This is a genomic window from Paucibacter sp. B2R-40 (assembly GCF_025717555.1).
Lineage (GTDB): Bacteria > Pseudomonadota > Gammaproteobacteria > Burkholderiales > Burkholderiaceae_C > Paucibacter_A.
This window is the reverse complement of record NZ_JAJIRP010000013.1, coordinates 41,869-58,293: the sequence shown is the minus strand read 5'-3', so window position 1 is coordinate 58,293 and position 16,425 is coordinate 41,869. Positions and strand designations below refer to the sequence as shown.

The following is a 16,425-nucleotide window of genomic DNA, read 5'->3' as shown; positions in this document are numbered from 1 at the left end:
CATCGCCACCCAGGCGCTGCCGAATTCATCCACATTGACGCCGCAGCACAGGCCAAGCCTTGCCCAAACGTTGCCCAAACGTCACGTTAGCGACACCTTGGGCTTGTCCATCAAAGCCAGTCGCAAAGGGCGCACAATTGCGCCAGTTTGGAAATCCGCTCCCCTGCATTCGGCTCTCAATCAGCCCACAACCTCCTCGTCACACATGAGCAAGAAAGAAGACATCAAGCTGCTGCGCATCAATTATTTGCGCGGCCCCAATATGTGGACCTACCGTCCCGTACTGGAAGTCTGGCTGGATCTGGGCGAATTGGAAGACTGGCCCACCAATCTGCTGGACGGCTTCACCGACCGCATCACCAAGGCCTTGCCGGCGCTGATCGAGCATCACTGCGGCGTCGGCGAGCGCGGCGGCTTTTTGCAGCGCTTGGTCGAGGGCACCTGGTGCGGCCATGTGCTGGAGCACATCGTGATCGAGTTACTGAATCTGGCCGGCATGCCGACCGGCTTCGGCCAGACCCGTTCGACCAGCCAGCGCGGCGTTTATCGCATGGTGTTCCGGGCCCGCGACGAACATGTGGCCCGCAGCGCCTTGGCCGAGGGCCACGCCTTGCTGATGGCCACCATCAATGACCAAGCCTTCGACGTCAATGCGGCCGTGGCACGCATACGCGACAAGCTCGATGACTGCTACCTCGGCCCTTCGACGGCGGCCATCGTGGCCGCCGCGACCGACCGCCGCATCCCGCATATCCGTTTGAACGACGGCAATCTGGTGCAACTCGGCCATGGTGCGCGCCAGCGCCGCATCTGGACCGCCGAGACCGATATGACCAGCGCGATCGCCGAAGGCATCGCCGGCGACAAGGATCTGACCAAGTCGCTGCTGAAGGCCGTGGGCGTGCCGGTACCCGAAGGCGTGGCGGTCAAGACCGCGGAGGCGGCCTGGGAAGCGGCCGAGGACCTCGGCCTGCCGGTGGTCGTCAAACCGTCTGACGGCAACCATGGCCGCGGCGTAACGCTGGATTTGAAGACCCGCTCCGACGTCATGGCGGCCTTCGTTTTGGCCGAGCAGCATGGCAGCGAGGTGCTGGTCGAGCGCTACATCCCCGGCAATGAGCATCGCTTGCTGGTGGTGGGCGGGCGCGTCGTGGCCGCCGCGCGTGGCGAAGTAGCCTATGTCCATGGCGACGGCGTACAGAGCGTCGCTCAGCTGATCGACTCACAGATCAACAACGACCCGCGCCGTGGCTTGACCGAAGAATTCCCGCTCAACCGCATCAATGCGCTCGAAGATTCGGTCATTCTGCTTGACTTGGAACGGCAGGGACTGAAGCTCGATGAGGTGCCGCCGGCTGGCCGCCAAGTGATGATTCAGCGCAATGGCAATGTGTCCATTGACTGCACCGACGAGGTTCACCCCGATGTGGCTCATGCGGTGGCGCTGTCGGCCCGCGTGATAGGCCTGGATATCGCTGGCGTCGATGTCGTCGCCGAAGATATCAGCCGCCCCTTGCAAGCCCAGGGCGGCGCCATCGTCGAAGTCAACGCCGGGCCGGGCCTGCTGATGCATTTGAAACCGGCCGAGGGCATGCCCCAGCCTGTCGGCAAGGCCATCATCGACCACCTGTTTGCCGAGGACGAGAATGGCCGCATCCCCATCGTCGGCGTGGCCGGCTCGCGTGGCACCCACACGATTGCTCGCCTGGTCGCCTGGCTCTTGCACCTGAACGGCCGCCATGTCGGCCTGGCTTGCCGCAACGGCTTATTCCTCGGCACCCGCCGGGTTGAACGCAAGAGCAGCGTGCGCTGGGACGCGGCACACCGCCTGCTGATGAACCGCGGCGTCGACGCGGTCGTGATCGAAAACAGCGCCGAGGCCATTTTGCGCGACGGCCTGTCCTATGACCGCTGCCAAGTCGGTTTGATCACCGACATGGGCGGCATCGAGGGCTTGGCCGAGTTCGACGTGATGAACCAGGACCAGCTCTACAAGGTCTTGCGCACGCAAGTCGATGTGGTCTTGGGCGAAGGTGCGGCCGTGCTCAATGCAACCGAGCCGCTGCTGGTGGAGATGAGCGATCTGTGCGATGGCGAGGTCGTGCTGTACGCGCTGGACGCTGCGCTGCCGGCGCTGGCCGAACACCGTGCGCAAGGCGGCCGGGCGGTCTTCTTGCAAGGCGGCGCGGCTGTATTGGCGCATGGCCAGTCCGAAACGGTCGGCGCCAACGTGGACGCCTTGCTGCGCCGCTTCGCGGCCGCCGACCTGGATGGCGCGGCTGAACTGGATGCAGCCACCGTATTGGGTGCCGTCGCCACCGCCTGGGCCATGAACATCTCGCCCGAGTTGATCTCGGCCGGGCTGGACACTTTTGTGCCCGAGCTTGCTGCTTGAGCAAGCGCTAGTCATAAACAAACAATATTTCTTCGAGGAAGACCATCCATGGAAGTCTCTCGCACCCGCGCCCTGCGCGGCCCGAATATGTGGAGCCGCCACACCGCCATCGAAGCCGTGGTGCATTGCAGCCCGGCCGAACAGTCGATTGCCGACATCCCTGATTTCGAAGCCCGCCTGCGCGCACTCTTCCCCAGCATCGGCGCCTTGCGGCCAGCCAGTGCGACGCGCACGCCGATCTCGCTCGCCCATGTGCTGGAGCAGGCCACATTGGCCCTGCAAGCGCAAGCCGGCTGCCCGGTGACTTTCAGTCAGACCCATATCACTTCGGAGGCCGGCAGCTATCAGGTGGTGGTCGAGTACAGCGAAGAGGACGTTGGCCGGCTGGCGTTCGAGGAAGCCTGCAAGCTGGTCGCAGCGGCCCGCGACGGCGGCACATTTGACGCCGACGCAACGCTGGCGCAGCTGCGCGAGCTGGACGAGGACGTGCGCCTGGGCCCCTCGACCGGCTCCATCGTCAATGCCGCACTCGCTCGCGGCGTGCCCTACCGCCGCCTGACGCAAGGCAGCCTGGTGCAGTTCGGCTGGGGCGCCAAGCAGCGCCGCATCTGGGCTGCCGAAGTCGACGCGACCAGCGCCGTCAGCGAGTCGATCGCGCAAGACAAAGATCTCTCCAAGCGCCTGCTGCAATCGGCCGGCGTGCCGGTGCCGATCGGCGCGCCAGTGGATTCTGTCGATGAAGCCTGGGCCGTGGCCGAGGAAATCGGCCTGCCGGTCGTGGTCAAACCCCTGGACGGCAACCAGGGCAAGGGCGTGACGGTCAATGTCGTCACGCGCGAGCACATGGAAATCGCCTACAAGGCCGCCGAAGACATCGGCCAGGTGATGGTGGAGAAGTTCCTGCCCGGCAGCGATTACCGGCTCTTGGTCGTGGGCGACAGGCTGATCGCCGCCGCCCGCCGCGACCCGCCGCATGTGATCGGCGACGGCTTGCTGACGGTCAAGCAATTGGTCGACAAGGTCAACGCCGACCCCAAGCGCGGTGACGGCCACGCCACCTCGCTGACCAAGATCCGCTTCGACGATATCGCGGTGGCTCGGCTGGTACAGCAAGACCTGACCCCGGAATCGGTGCCGCCCAAGGGCCAGCGCGTGATTCTGCGCAATAACGCCAATCTGTCCACCGGCGGCACCGCCACCGATGTCACCGATGACGTGCACCCCGAAGTGGCGGCGCGCGCGATCGCCGCCGCGCAAGTGGTCGGTCTGCATGTCTGCGGCGTCGACGTGGTGGCCGAGAGCGTGTTGCGGCCGCTGGAGGAAATCAACGGCGGCGTCGTCGAGGTCAACGCCGCACCGGGGCTGCGCATGCATCTGAGCCCCAGCTATGGCAAGGGCCGCAATGTCGGCGAGGCCATCATCTCCCACCTCTACGGCCATGGCCACAAGAGCGAAGACGGCCGCATCCCGGTGGTGGCCGTCACCGGCACCAATGGCAAGACCACCACCTCGCGCCTGATTGCCCACTTGTTCGCCACCTGCGGGCTCAAGGTCGGTATGACCAATACCGATGGCGTCTATGTCGACGGCCGCCAGATCGACAGCGGCGATTGCTCGGGCCCCAAGAGTGCGCGCAATGTGCTGATGCACCCGGACGTTGAAGCGGCGGTGTTCGAAACCGCGCGCGGCGGCGTCTTGCGTGAAGGCCTGGGTTTCGATCGCTGCCAGGTGGCCGTCGTCACCAATCTGGGTGCCGGCGATCACCTGGGCATGAACTTCCTCAACACCGTCGACGAGCTGGCCCTGGTCAAGCGCGTGATCGTGCAAAACGTCGCTGCCTCGGGCTATGCGGTGCTGAACGCCGCCGACCCGGTGGTGGCCAAGATGGCCGAGGTCTGCCCCGGCCAGATCATCTTCTTCGCCTCCGACCGCCATCACCCGCTGATGGCCACGCACCGGGCCCAGGGCAAGCGCTGCGTCTATATCGACGGCGACATGCTGGTGGCCGCGCAAGGCTCCTGGCGCGAAAACATTGCGCTGCGCGACATCCCCATCACCCGCAATGGCGCGATCGGTTTCCAGATCGAAAACGCGATGGCCTCGGTCGCCGCCGCCTGGGGTATTGGCCTGGACTGGGACACCGTGCGCCGTGGTCTGGCCAGCTTCGCCAACGACGCCGACAACGCACCCGGTCGCTTCAATGTGATGGACTATCGCGGCGCCACCGTGATTGCCGACTATGGCCATAACGCCGATGCGATGCGAGCTCTGGTGGCTGCGGTGACGGCCTTGCCGGGCAAGCGCCGCTCGGTCGTGATCAGCGGCGCGGGCGACAGGCGCGACGAGGACATCCGCGAGCAAACCGTCATCCTGGGCGCCGCCTTCGATGATGTGCTTCTGTTCGAAGATGCCTGCCAACGCGGCCGCTCGGACGGCGAAGTGCTGGCGCTACTGCGCGAAGGCCTTGTTGGCGCTGAGCGCACGACCTTCATCGACGAGATTCGCGGTGAATTTATCGCCATCGACAAGGCCTTGGCGCGCTTGCAGCCTGGCGATCTCTGCTTGGTCTTGGTGGATCAGGTTGAGGAAGCCTTGGCGCATTTGGCGAAGCGTATCGCCGAGGGTTGAGCTTGACGCTGACCGCATAAAAAAAGGCGCTGAACTCAGCGCCTTTTTCTTTGTGTATTTCAGGCCATCAGCCGCCCGCCACCACCCCATGCGCCTGCTGATCGGCGTGATAGCTGGAGCGCACCATCGCGCCGACGGCGGCGTGGCTGAAGCCCATTTTGTAGGCCTCTTCCTCGAACATCTTGAAGGTGTCCGGGTGCACATAGCGGCGCACCGGCAAATGGTGGCCGCTCGGCGCCAGATATTGGCCAATGGTCAACATATCGATGTTGTGGGCGCGCATATCGCGCATCACCTGCAGGATTTCTTCGTCGGTCTCGCCCAGGCCCACCATGATGCCGCTCTTGGTCGGCACACCGGGCACCGCCGCCTTGAAGTTCTTCAACAGGTCCAGGCTGAACTGGTAGTCGGAGCCGGGCCTTGCTTCCTTGTACAGACGCGGCGCAGTTTCCAGATTGTGATTCATCACGTCCGGCGGCGCGGCCTTGAGGATGTCCAGCGCACGGTCGGCGCGGCCACGGAAGTCGGGCACCAACACTTCGATCTGCGTGCTCGGACTCAATTCGCGCACCTGGCGAATGCACTCGGCGAAATGGCCGGCGCCACCGTCACGCAAGTCGTCTCGGTCGACGCTGGTGATGACGACATACTTCAGCTTCAAGGCGGCAATCGTCTTGGCCAGATTGAGCGGCTCGTCGACGTCCAGCGGGTCGGGCCGGCCATGGCCAACATCGCAAAACGGGCAGCGCCGCGTGCACTTGTCGCCCATGATCATGAAGGTGGCCGTGCCCTTGCCAAAGCATTCGCCGATATTCGGGCAAGACGCTTCTTCACACACGGTGTGCAGCTTGTGCTCGCGCAGGATTTGCTTGATTTCGTAGAAACGGGTCGACGGTGAGCCTGCCTTAACGCGAATCCACTCGGGCTTTTTGAGCATCTCGGCCGGCACGATCTTGATCGGAATCCGCGCCGTCTTGGCCTGCGCCTTTTGTTTGGCGCTGGCGTCATACGCCTCGCCCGTCTTCGCTTCGTGAGTGATGTTCTCGGTCGCCATGCCAGCCAAACTCCATGCTTGTTCAGCGCTCCAGCTGGGCTTGTAGCCGCTCCCCGAAGCGCTCGGCCACCGTCGGCCAATCCGCAAAAACACCAAGTGTAACGAGGTCCACCGTCGCCAACCCCGCATAGCCACAAGGGTTGATGCCGGCAAAGGGCTGCAAATCCATCGCCACATTCAGGGCCACGCCGTGATAAGTACATTGGCGGCTGACCTTGATGCCCAGCGCAGCAACCTTGCCCAAACCGGCAAAAGGATTGAGCGGATCGGCCGGGCCGGTCAGGGCCGCGTGGGCTTGCGGGTCATCCAAGCGCACATAGATGCCCGGCGCGCCGGCGACGCGGTGGCCGGTGATGCCGTAGGCTGACAGCGTTTGGATCACTGCCGTTTCCAGCCTGAATACATACTCGCGCACAAAGTAGCCGAGCCGCTGCAGATTGAGCAGCGGGTAGGCGACCACTTGGCCGGGCCCGTGGTAGGTGACTTGGCCGCCACGATTGGTCTGCACCACCGGAATACCGCCAGCTTCGAGCACATGGTCGGCGCGGCCGGCCAGGCCTTGGGTATAGGTGGGCGGGTGCTCGCACAACCACAATTCATCGGGGGTTTCGGGGCCGCGCGTCTCGGTAAAAGCCCGCATCGCTTCGACGGTGGCCTCGTAATCCACCAGCCCCAGGGTTTTCACAAGAATCATGCCGCTATCGTAGCGCCGGGTTGTAAGGCCGGAGTCCTGCGGGCCGACACAGATTCGGTTAAGGTCACGCCACAATTGCCAAGGAAGCTCATGTCTATTCGTCCTCAGCCCTCGTTTGCCGCAGCCCTGATGCTGGCGGCGCTGGTCGGCAGCCCTCACGCCCAGACTGCTGCGACGCCACTGGAGATCGCGGTCGAAGCCTATGAATCAGGTGACTTGAAAACCGCAGCGCGCGGCTTCACCGCGCTGTCGGCCCAGCGTGAGCCCTTGGGCGACTACAACCTGGCCATGATGCATTTGCGCGCCGAGTTGCCTAAACCGAATCCGCGCGAAGCCAAGCGCCTGCTGGAACGCGCCGCCGCCAAGGGGCTGGTGCGGGCCGAGTTGGCGCTGGGCCAGTTGTACGAGCAGGGCGTGCTGGGCAAGCCCGAACTGGCAAAGTCGACGGTCTGGTACGCCCGCGCGGCCGAGCATGGCAGTGTCGATGCGCAGGTGGCGCTGGCCACTGCTTACTACCTGGGTCGCGGGGCGGCGCTGGACATGAAGCAAGCGGCACATTGGTTCCGCGAAGCCGCGAACGCCGGAGATGTAGGCGCGCAATACCTGCTGGCGTCGATGTATGAAACGGGCCTGGGCTTGCCGGCCGACTTGCGGCTGGCGCGCTACTGGTACGACATCGCTGCCCGCAATGGCGACGAGGCCGCGCCGAGCAAGCTGATTGAGCTTGACCGCCGCTTGGCGCTTGAGCCGACGACTTGAAAAGCCTGCGGGACTAGAGCACGACCTTCACCATCGGATGCGTGCTCAGCGTCCGATACAACTCATCGAGCTGCTCACGGCTGGTCGCCGTCACGGTGATGGTCAGGCCCAGATAGTTGCCCGCTTTGCTGGGGCGGCGCTCTAGCGTGGACTCATCAAACTCGGGATCGAACTGCTGCGCCACCATCACGATGGCCTCGACAAAACCGTCCACATGGGTGCCCATCACCTTGATCGGGAACTTGGACGGGTACTCAATCAGCGACTGCTCGGGCGGGATGTCGGGCGGTAAATTCATCGGGGGCAAATTGCTCATGGCTCACTCAAATAGATTGCAATAACTTGGCACGTTGATAGGCCTCGTACAGCCGCGCATAAACCGGGCCGGGCTTGCCACGCAAGGCGCCGTGGCCGACAGCTTGATGGTCCAGCGTCGTGACCGGCAGCACTTCCTTGCTGGCCGAGCTGAGGATGATTTCATCGGCGGCAAACAAATCAGCCTCTGAAATGGGCTTCAGCTTATAGCCAATGCCGACCTCTTCGCACAACTCCTTGAGCAATTCGACCCGGATGCCTTCCAGCACATGCTCGCTTTTGGGCGGACCCAGCAAAGCGCCCTCCTTGACGATCCAGACATTGGAGGCCGAGGCCTCGGTCAAAAAACCATCCCGCAGGAGAATTGTTTCGGCCGCACCTTGATCGGCGGAGATCTGGCGCGCCAGCACATTGCCAAGCAGCGAGGTGCTCTTGATGTCACCACGCTCCCAGCGGAAGTCGCGCGCCGTGATGCAGGCAACACCGTGGTGCCGCTCGTCCGCAGGGATGGGCTTGGCCGGGCTGCTGTAGGCAAATAGCGTCGGCTTGATGTGCGGTGGCATCACATGGTTGCGAGGTGCCACACCGCGCGTCACTTGGCAGTAGACCGCTTGATCTTCGGCATCGACCTTGGAGATCAGCTTGCGGGCAATCTCCAGCCACTCGGCCCGCAACAGCGGGCTGGCGATGCGCAGCTTGGCAAGATTGCGCTCCAGGCGGTCCATATGACTTTCAAAGCGAAACAGCAGCCGGCCATAGACCGGCAACACTTCGTAGACGCCGTCGCCGAAGATGAAACCGCGATCCATCACCGACACCTTGGCCTCCGCCAAGGGTGTGTATTCACCATTCAAATAGCAAAAAACATCGGGCAATGAATTTTTCATGCGGCTCTCCTGATCTAACCCGAGCTTACGCCCGAAGCAAGCTGACGCCCATCATTTGATCCAGAGTCGGATCGCATCCCAGGCGCGGCCAAAAATACCTGCCATCGGCACTTCTTCCTGCACAACCAAGGGCACTTCGGCCACGGCCACGCCAGCGGTCGTCGTGACTTTGAGCGTGCCAACGCGCTGACCCTTGCTGAGTGGGGCCACCAGCGGATCGGTGCGCTCGACCTTGGTCTGCAGCTTGGCGCCCTCACCGCGCGGCACCGCCACAAACACCGGTCCGGCGGCACCGAGCTTGGCTTGCGCGGCGGCGCCCTTCCACACCGGCACGGTGCTGATGGCTTGGCCGTTGTCAAACAAGCGCACCGCATCGAACGCGGAATAGCCCCAATTCAACAGCTTCTGGCTCTCGCTGGCGCGCGCTTCCTTGGAGGCGGTGCCCATCACGACGCTGAGCAGTCGGCGTTTGCCGTTAGGGAATTCACGCTGTGCGCTGGCCACCAGGCAGTAGCCGGCCGCCTCGGTGTAGCCGGTCTTCATGCCGTCCACGCTGGGGTCACGGCGCAGCAGCAGATTGCGATTGTCTTGGCGTATCTTGTTGAAGGTGAAGTCGCGCTGCGAGTAATAAGCATAGAACTCGGGGAAGTCGCGGATCAGGTTGGAGCCGATCACCGACAAATCGCGCGCACTGCTGCGGTGCCCCGGCTCGGTCATGCCGGTGACGTTCTTGAATTCGGTGTTCTTCAAGCCCCAGGCCTTGGCCTGGCGGTTCATCATCGCGACGAATTGCTCCACCGTGCCTGCCACGCCTTCGGCCAGCGCGACCGAGGCATCATTGCCGGACTGGATGATCATGCCGCGCAGCAGCTCGTCGACCTTGGGCGTCATGGTCGTGTCGATGAACATCAGCGAGGGATCGCCCTTGCGCTCGTCCCAGGCGCGCGTGGACACCGTCAGCGTCTGATCCAGCGTCAGGCGTTTATCGCGCAAGGCGCCAAAAACCACGTAAGCGGTCATCAGCTTGGTCAGTGAAGCCGGGTCGTTAGGCGCGTTGGCATCGCGTTCGGTCAAGACCTTGTTGGCCGTCATGTCCAGCAGCAAAAAGCTGCGCGCGGCAATCTCGGGCGCTTGCGGCGCCTGAGCATGTACAGAGAATGCGCCGGCGGCAGCCAACACAAAGGCAATCAATCGGTTCTTCAAGGGTGATCTCGAGAATCAGGGGGAAAGGTCAAACTTGCAAAGTTTGCCAATTGCTAACGATGATGCTTTTCAGCAGCGGCAACTGGCCATGGAAAAAATGTCCAACGCCGGGCACGACGACGACCGGCAGCGATTGCGGTCGGGCCCAGTCCAGCACCGAGCTGAGTGGCACCACATCGTCAACCTCACCGTGCACCACCAGCGTGTCAGCAGGCACAGGCGCGGTATCAAAACGACTGGTCGCCGGCCCGACTAGCACCACGCGCTCGGCCTGATCGGCCAATGGGCCTTCGCGCAGGCGCCGCGCGGCTTGCGATGTCACGAAGGCGCCGAAGGAAAACCCGGCAAGTACAAAATTCTCGCCGGAATCTCGCACGGCGCCCAGCACGGCCAGGGCATCATCAACCTCGCCTTGGCCGGCGTCCCAGCCGCCCTCTGACTTGCCAATGCCGCGGAAATTGAATCGCACGGCCCGGTAGCCTAACTGTACAAAAGCACGTGCCAAGGTTTGCACGACCTTGTTGTCCATGGTGCCGCCCTGGGTCGGGTTCGGGTGGCAGACCAAGGCCATGCCTCTGAGCCGGCCTTCGAAAGAGCTGGGCGGCGTGTCAATGGCAACTTCGATCAAGCCGGCCGGCCCGGCGATCAGCCGTTTGTCGGTTTGAGAATTCATCGCCTACAGACCCACGTCATCGGGCAAGACCAAACGTTCAACGACTTGGCCGTTTTTCAAGTGCTTTTCGACAATCTCGTCGATATCGCTGTTGTCGACATAGGTGTACCAAGTGGCATCCGGGTAGACCACGGCCACCGGGCCACCGGCACAGCGGTGCAAACAACCGGCCTTGTTGACCCGCACGCCGCCGACATCGGCCAGGCCCAGCTCGCGAACCCTCGATTTACAGTGATCGAAACCTGCCTGGGCGCCGCTTAGAGCGCAGCTGCTCTTGCCGCTCTCACGCTCGTTGAGGCAAAAGAAAATATGGCGCTTGAAATAACTCATGCCGCCATTGTAGGTAGGGGCCGCGTTTCAGAGCTTGCGCCGGGCCATTAAGTTCAGCAAACACAGCACCGCCGCAAATGGCCACACCCAGCCTATCCACTCGGCCAGACCATAAAGATTGATGAAACGACCCTGCTCCCAGGTCTGCAGACGCTGCACCAGATAGGGGTCAGCCGGCGTCTGACTGATCAGCGCGATCAAGGCGCTCAGCACCAAAAGCCCCAGCCCTGCGCAAACCTGCCGGGGCAAGAAGGCCGCCAGCAGACCCAGCAGCAGCCCGACAGCCAGCCCAGGCCAAGTGGCGAGTGTGAGCCAAGCCCAAGCGTTTTGCGGGCCAAAGTTCAGGCCCGTAGACAAGGCCGTCATCAGCACACCTAACAAGCCAAGCCCCAGCACCAGCAAGGCGCGGCGCTTGCCGGGCTTGGCCACCGAAAGTACCAGCAAGGCCGGCGCCAGCAGCCCCAGCGCAATTGCAATCGCCTCCAGGCCCGGCGGCAAAGCGCGCACCGCGTCGGCCCACTCATCGCTCCACTGCAGGGCCCAGGGCGTGTTCTCCAACAAATCAACGGCGGTTTCTTGCAAATGCGGCAACCAGCGGCCGAGCCCCAAGGGCACCGAGGTCGGAAACAATAGGCCCAAAGGCCAAATGGCCAGCAAGGCCAAGGCGGACGCGCTGTGCGGCACAAACCAATACTCGCGCAGGTCGTGCCAACGCCGCAAACCGCCAAAAGCATGCAAAACCAGGCCCAGCACGACGCCTGTCCAGGCGCCGACAGAATTCAACAGCCAATCGGCCAGCGAAGGCACTCGAGAGGGCAGAAAAAACTGCACCGTCTCGAGCAAATACGACAACAAGGGGGCCGGCAGCAAGCCGAGCAACAAGGCCCCGCGCAGGCCCAGGCCGCTGCGCAAGCCGGCGGCAAAACCGAGCAAGCCCAGCGGTATGTAACCGATCAGATTGAGCTGCTGGTCAAAAGCGCCGAAATACTTGGGCCAGGGCAAGCGCCACAAACCCTCAAGCGGCACGCCAGGCGGCAGCACCCAAGGGCCGAACGGGTAAAGACTGGCGTAGACAATCAAGCAGGCATAAGCCAGCAGCAACCAAGTGGCGGAACTCTGCCGGCGTGCCATCGACTTGATGCTTAAAAGGGCTTGACCACCACCAAGATCACGATGGCAGCAAACAGCAAGACCGACATCTCATTGAAGATGCGGAACCAGCGGTGACTGCGCCGATTCGCCAGCAGCTCAAAACTGCGCAGAATGCTTTTGCAAAAATGATGGTAGCCAATCACACCGATCACCAAGGCCAGCTTGAGATGCAACCAGCCACGATTGAACCCGCTGAAGTTATCCATCCAAAGCCAGGCACCCAAGGCGAGGGCCGGGATCATCAACAAGCTCATGAACCGGTACAGCTTGTGAGCCATCAAGAGCAGGCGCTCACGTTCGGCATGACTTTCTGTTGGCACCATGGCCAGATTGACGAAGATTCGCGGCATGTAAAACAGGCCGGCAAACCAGCTGGCCACGAACACGATATGAAAGGCTTTGATCCAGAGCATGGCGGCATTATGCGGGGCGCGACGCCAGCAATCGGCGCGACTCGCACTGCAAGCGGCCTATGGCGACGGACAAAAAAAAGCCCCGGCTACTAAGCCGGGGCGAGAAAGCCTTTTCGCTGTCATCACGCAAAGGCTCCTGCTCAGGGAGGAAAAGCAGGGAACGACCACCTTGCGGCTATCATTCGATGTGAATATTAACAGAATCTTCACGCGGCTGTCTTTAATTGTTATCGCTTAGATTGCGCAGTCCGTCACTTTGACCTGGAGAAAAGCCTTGTCCCGCTCTGTCCTGCCTCCCGCCCCGTTCCCGGCTAGCCGCCCTCGTCGCCTGCGTCGCGACGCCTTCAGCCGTGCCATGGTGCGCGAGCATGCACTGACTGCCAGCGACCTGATCCTGCCGGTTTTCGTGCATGAAGGCGTCGACCTGGTCACGCCGATACCGTCAATGCCGGGCGTGGCCCGCTTGAGCCTGGACCGGTTGATCGCCGTCGCCGAAGAATGCGTGGCGCTGGGCATCCCAGCGCTGGCCTTGTTCCCGGTGATCGATGCCTCTCTGAAGACACCCGACGGCAGCGAAGCGCTCAACCCCGACGGCTTGGTGCCGCGCGTGGTGCGTGCCTTGAAAGCAGCTGTCCCCGGACTGGGCATCTTGACCGATGTCGCGCTGGACCCCTACACCAGCCACGGCCAAGACGGCTTGCTCGACGACACCGGCTACATCATCAATGACCGCACGGTGGAGATGCTCTGCGCCCAAGCCTTGGTACAGGCCGAGGCCGGCGTCGACATCGTCGCACCCAGCGACATGATGGACGGCAGAATCGGCGCAATCCGCACTGCCCTGGAAGATCAAGGCCATATTCACACCCGCATCATGGCCTATAGCGCCAAATACGCCAGTGCCTTCTACGGCCCTTTCCGCGATGCCGTCGGCTCGGCCGGTAATCTGGGCAAGGCGGATAAAAAGACCTACCAAATGGACCCCGGCAATAGCGATGAAGCGCTGCGCGAGGTGGCGCTGGACATTGCCGAGGGCGCCGATATGGTGATGGTCAAGCCGGGCATGCCCTATTTGGACATCGTGCGCCGGGTCAAGGAGGAGTTTCGCGTGCCGACCTTTGCGTACCAGGTCAGCGGCGAGTACGCGATGCTGAAAGCGGCGGCGGCAAACGGCTGGCTGGACCATGATGCGGTGATGATGGAGTCGCTTTTGGCTTTCAAGCGCGCCGGCGCCGACGGCGTGCTGACTTACTTCGCACTTGAGGCGGCGAGACTGCTGAAAAAGAGCTGATGCGGCTCTTCCACATCCGAGGTGACCAGTTCACCGAGCTTGGGGCATTGCCGGCTGACCTGCCTGAGAGCGGCTATTTATGGCTGGCCTATGGTCGCCGCGAGTTCGAGTTGCACTACATGGATGTGCAACTCGGCCTGCAACGCTGGAGTTGCGGCTCACTGGTCGATCTGCATGTGGCCGACCTGATCAACAACCAGTTGCCCTCGCATTTCGACTACACGTCCTGGTACGACATGCTGATCTTCCGCCGGCTTGCGGCCGCGCCAGGCAGCGAAGATTTGTTCGTGGACGATCAGCATGGCACGCTGGCCAGTGCGCAAAAGGCACTGCGTGCGATCGACACGAGCCCGGTCGGCTTTGCGGTGTTTGACCGCGTGCTGCTGAGCGTGCACCCGACCGACTGCGCAGTGCGTGACTACTTCGCCCAAAAACTTGGCGCCTTGACCGAAGGGCGTGACCTGCGCGGCAGCTCGCGCCTGCCCAATAGTTCGGCCGAGCTGATGTTGCGCATGGTCAACCACATGGTGGACAGCTACCTCGACTTGCGGCGTTTGCTGACCCGGCAGATGCAAACGGTGCAGCATGCGCTGATGGATTCGCAACGTGAGTTTCAGGAATGGCCGCTGCTGCTGGAGTCTCGCGACGCCTTGCACCGGCTTGAAGACACCTGCGAAGACCAGCGCAGCGCGATGCAGGAATGGATCGATGTACTGGACGACTGGCCAGCCACGCAAGACGCCGCCATGCTGCGCGACCGCGAACTGCTGCGCGTGCGCTCGCGTGATGTGCTGGAACATATCGAGCGGGTGTTGACCCATGTGCGGCGCATGGAGTCCTCGTCCGAGTCGGCGGTGCAAATGCACTTTTCGGCGCTGGGGCACCGCACCAATAACATCATGCGCACCTTGACCGTGCTGACGGCGATCTTCCTGCCGCTGAACCTGATCACCGGCATCTTTGGCATGAACTTCGACACCCTGCCCTTGATTCACCGCGCCACCGGCGTCTGGATCGCCTTGGGCGTGATGGTGACGATCGCCCTCTTGCTGGGCAGCTTTTTCTGGCGCAAGCGCTATCTGGGCACCCGGCGTTAGCTCAAAAAATTTCAGTCAGCGCGATAGGGATCGGCGAAGCCCAAGCCCAGCATGATCTCGGACTCTCGACCCTCCATGCAGGCGGCCTCATCGTCTTCTTCGTGGTCATAGCCCTGGGCGTGCAGGGTGCCATGTACCAGCATGTGCGCGTAGTAAGCAGCAATATCGCTGCCGGCCTCCAAGGCTTCGCGCTCTACCACTTCGGCGCAAATCACCAGGTCGGCTGTCACCACCGGCTCATGTCTGTAATCAAAGGTCAGCACATTGGTGGCGTAATCCTTGCCTCGAAATTCAAGATTGAGTCGCTGGCCTTCTTCGGCACCCACGATGCGCACGGTGATCTCACCCGGCAATTCCAGCGCGGCACGCATCCAGCGTGCGACCTTGTGGCGCGCCAGCAAGGCACGGTGCCGAGGGTCGGCAAACTGCAAGGACAAACTCAGTTCGGGCTGGCTCATGCGGTGCCTCCTTTGTTCTTCAACTTTGCCTCGGCCGCCGTGCGCGCCTCATAGGCCTCGACAATCCGCGCCACCAGCGGGTGGCGCACCACGTCGGCGCTGGTGAAGTGCGTCATGGCGATGCCCTTCACCTTGGCCAGCACCCGCTCGGCATCAACCAAGCCGCTGGTGGCGCCCTTGGGCAGGTCAACCTGGCTGGTGTCGCCGGTGATCACGCATTTGCTGCCGAAGCCAATGCGGGTCAGAAACATCTTCATCTGCTCGGGCGTGGTGTTCTGCGCTTCATCCAGGATCACAAAAGCATGGTTGAGTGTGCGGCCACGCATAAAAGCCAAGGGCGCGACTTCCAAGGTCCCCTTCTCAAACGCCTTGGTGACCTTGTCAAAGCCCATCAATTCATAGAGTGCGTCATACAGAGGGCGCAGATAAGGGTCGACCTTCTGGGTCAAATCACCGGGCAAGAAGCCCAGGCGTTCGCCGGCTTCGACCGCCGGACGCGTCAGGATGATGCGCTGTACGCTATTGCGCTCCAGCGCATCAACCGCGCAGGCCACCGCCAGATAGGTCTTGCCGGTGCCGGCCGGCCCCAGCCCAAAGCTGATGTCGTTTGCCATGATTTGACGCAGGTATTGATGCTGCAAAGGCGTGCGGCCGGCCAGATCGGCGCGACGCGTACGCAAGACCAGCGCCTCCGGAGCCTCGGCTTGTGCCGCTTTTGCCGTGACGGCCGCAGCTTGGCTGCGTTTTGGGGTCGGGGCTAGTTCACTGACGGCTTCGGCCAGCGCCACGTGCAAAAGCTCCGGCGCAATGGCACGTTGACCACGCTCATAAAGCGCCTGCAAGAGCTGCAAGGTACGGGCGGCCGCAGCCTTAACGCCCTCAATGCGGAAGTGAGCGTGCTGGCGCGTGATGCTGACGCCCATGCTGGTCTCGATCAGCCGCAAATGCCCATCCAAGCTGCCACACAAATGCGCCAGACGCTGGTTGTCGATCGGGGCAAAATCATGGCGAAGCATCATGGCGGCGGTATTTGGACGCAGTGGGCAAGGCTCGCATTGTCGCCCGTGCAAGCAATG

At 62.5% G+C, this 16,425-nt stretch carries 16 protein-coding genes; 5 read left to right on the top strand and 11 right to left on the bottom strand.

The annotated features are described in order from the left end of the window. The first annotated feature begins 205 nt into the window (after positions 1 to 205). The gene (locus LNV09_RS22020; RefSeq protein ID WP_263559209.1) at positions 206 to 2,395 is read left to right on the top strand and encodes a cyanophycin synthetase; all 2,190 of its coding nucleotides are present in this window, start codon (positions 206 to 208) and stop codon (positions 2,393 to 2,395) included. 48 nt (positions 2,396 to 2,443) lie between these two features. Further along, complete coding sequence (cphA, locus tag LNV09_RS22015; protein ID WP_263559208.1) at positions 2,444 to 5,023, top strand: cyanophycin synthetase; 2,580 nt, start codon at positions 2,444 to 2,446, stop codon at positions 5,021 to 5,023. A gap of 67 nt (positions 5,024 to 5,090) precedes the next feature. Here the strand turns inward: cphA and lipA are convergent, their stop codons facing one another. Then, positions 5,091 to 6,077: a lipoyl synthase gene (gene lipA / locus LNV09_RS22010; protein WP_263559207.1), complete on the bottom strand. Its 987-nt coding sequence runs from the start codon at positions 6,075 to 6,077 to the stop codon at positions 5,091 to 5,093. A gap of 22 nt (positions 6,078 to 6,099) precedes the next feature. Beyond that, positions 6,100 to 6,771: a lipoyl(octanoyl) transferase LipB gene (gene lipB, locus LNV09_RS22005; RefSeq protein WP_263559206.1), complete on the bottom strand. Its 672-nt coding sequence runs from the start codon at positions 6,769 to 6,771 to the stop codon at positions 6,100 to 6,102. 90 nt (positions 6,772 to 6,861) lie between these two features. Between lipB and LNV09_RS22000 the strand changes: the two genes are divergently transcribed. Further along, entirely contained in the window at positions 6,862 to 7,530 is a 669-nt protein-coding gene (locus tag LNV09_RS22000; protein ID WP_263559205.1) for a tetratricopeptide repeat protein, read from the top strand. A 13-nt stretch (positions 7,531 to 7,543) separates the two neighbouring features. Here the strand turns inward: LNV09_RS22000 and LNV09_RS21995 are convergent, their stop codons facing one another. Genes LNV09_RS21995 through LNV09_RS21965 form a run of 7 tightly spaced genes read right to left on the bottom strand, consistent with a single transcriptional unit; the run spans position 7,544 to position 12,503 of the window. Then, positions 7,544 to 7,846: a DUF493 family protein gene (locus LNV09_RS21995; protein WP_263559204.1), complete on the bottom strand. Its 303-nt coding sequence runs from the start codon at positions 7,844 to 7,846 to the stop codon at positions 7,544 to 7,546. A gap of 7 nt (positions 7,847 to 7,853) precedes the next feature. Next, a complete protein-coding gene (locus tag LNV09_RS21990) occupies positions 7,854 to 8,732 on the bottom strand; it encodes a D-amino acid aminotransferase (RefSeq protein WP_263559203.1) in 879 nt (292 codons plus the stop codon). A gap of 51 nt (positions 8,733 to 8,783) precedes the next feature. Beyond that, positions 8,784 to 9,935 carry a D-alanyl-D-alanine carboxypeptidase family protein gene (locus LNV09_RS21985; protein WP_263559202.1) on the bottom strand — a complete coding sequence of 384 codons (1,152 nt, stop codon included), beginning with the start codon at positions 9,933 to 9,935 and terminating at the stop codon, positions 8,784 to 8,786. 28 nt (positions 9,936 to 9,963) lie between these two features. Continuing rightward, positions 9,964 to 10,608: an alpha/beta hydrolase gene (locus LNV09_RS21980; RefSeq protein WP_263559201.1), complete on the bottom strand. Its 645-nt coding sequence runs from the start codon at positions 10,606 to 10,608 to the stop codon at positions 9,964 to 9,966. A 3-nt stretch (positions 10,609 to 10,611) separates the two neighbouring features. Next, on the bottom strand, positions 10,612 to 10,938 hold the full coding sequence (locus LNV09_RS21975) for a (2Fe-2S) ferredoxin domain-containing protein (protein ID WP_263559200.1): 327 nt from the start codon (positions 10,936 to 10,938) through the stop codon (positions 10,612 to 10,614). Between the two features lie 27 nt (positions 10,939 to 10,965). Beyond that, on the bottom strand, positions 10,966 to 12,069 hold the full coding sequence (locus tag LNV09_RS21970) for a VanZ family protein (protein WP_263559199.1): 1,104 nt from the start codon (positions 12,067 to 12,069) through the stop codon (positions 10,966 to 10,968). Between the two features lie 11 nt (positions 12,070 to 12,080). Next, positions 12,081 to 12,503, bottom strand: a complete 423-nt coding sequence (locus LNV09_RS21965; RefSeq protein ID WP_263559198.1) for a CopD family protein — start codon at positions 12,501 to 12,503, stop codon at positions 12,081 to 12,083. A 274-nt stretch (positions 12,504 to 12,777) separates the two neighbouring features. Between LNV09_RS21965 and hemB the strand changes: the two genes are divergently transcribed. Beyond that, positions 12,778 to 13,794, top strand: a complete 1,017-nt coding sequence (hemB, locus tag LNV09_RS21960) for a porphobilinogen synthase (RefSeq protein WP_263559197.1) — start codon at positions 12,778 to 12,780, stop codon at positions 13,792 to 13,794. Then, positions 13,794 to 14,891 carry a magnesium transporter CorA family protein gene (locus tag LNV09_RS21955; protein ID WP_263559196.1) on the top strand — a complete coding sequence of 366 codons (1,098 nt, stop codon included), beginning with the start codon at positions 13,794 to 13,796 and terminating at the stop codon, positions 14,889 to 14,891. Before hemB ends, LNV09_RS21955 begins: the two co-directional genes overlap by 1 nt. Positions 14,892 to 14,902: 11 nt before the next feature. On the opposite strand, the gene ybeY is transcribed toward LNV09_RS21955, so the two are convergent. Further along, positions 14,903 to 15,349: an rRNA maturation RNase YbeY gene (gene ybeY / locus LNV09_RS21950; protein ID WP_263559195.1), complete on the bottom strand. Its 447-nt coding sequence runs from the start codon at positions 15,347 to 15,349 to the stop codon at positions 14,903 to 14,905. Then, the gene (locus tag LNV09_RS21945; protein ID WP_263559194.1) at positions 15,346 to 16,368 is read right to left on the bottom strand and encodes a PhoH family protein; all 1,023 of its coding nucleotides are present in this window, start codon (positions 16,366 to 16,368) and stop codon (positions 15,346 to 15,348) included. Before LNV09_RS21945 ends, ybeY begins: the two co-directional genes overlap by 4 nt. Positions 16,369 to 16,425: the final 57 nt, after the last annotated feature.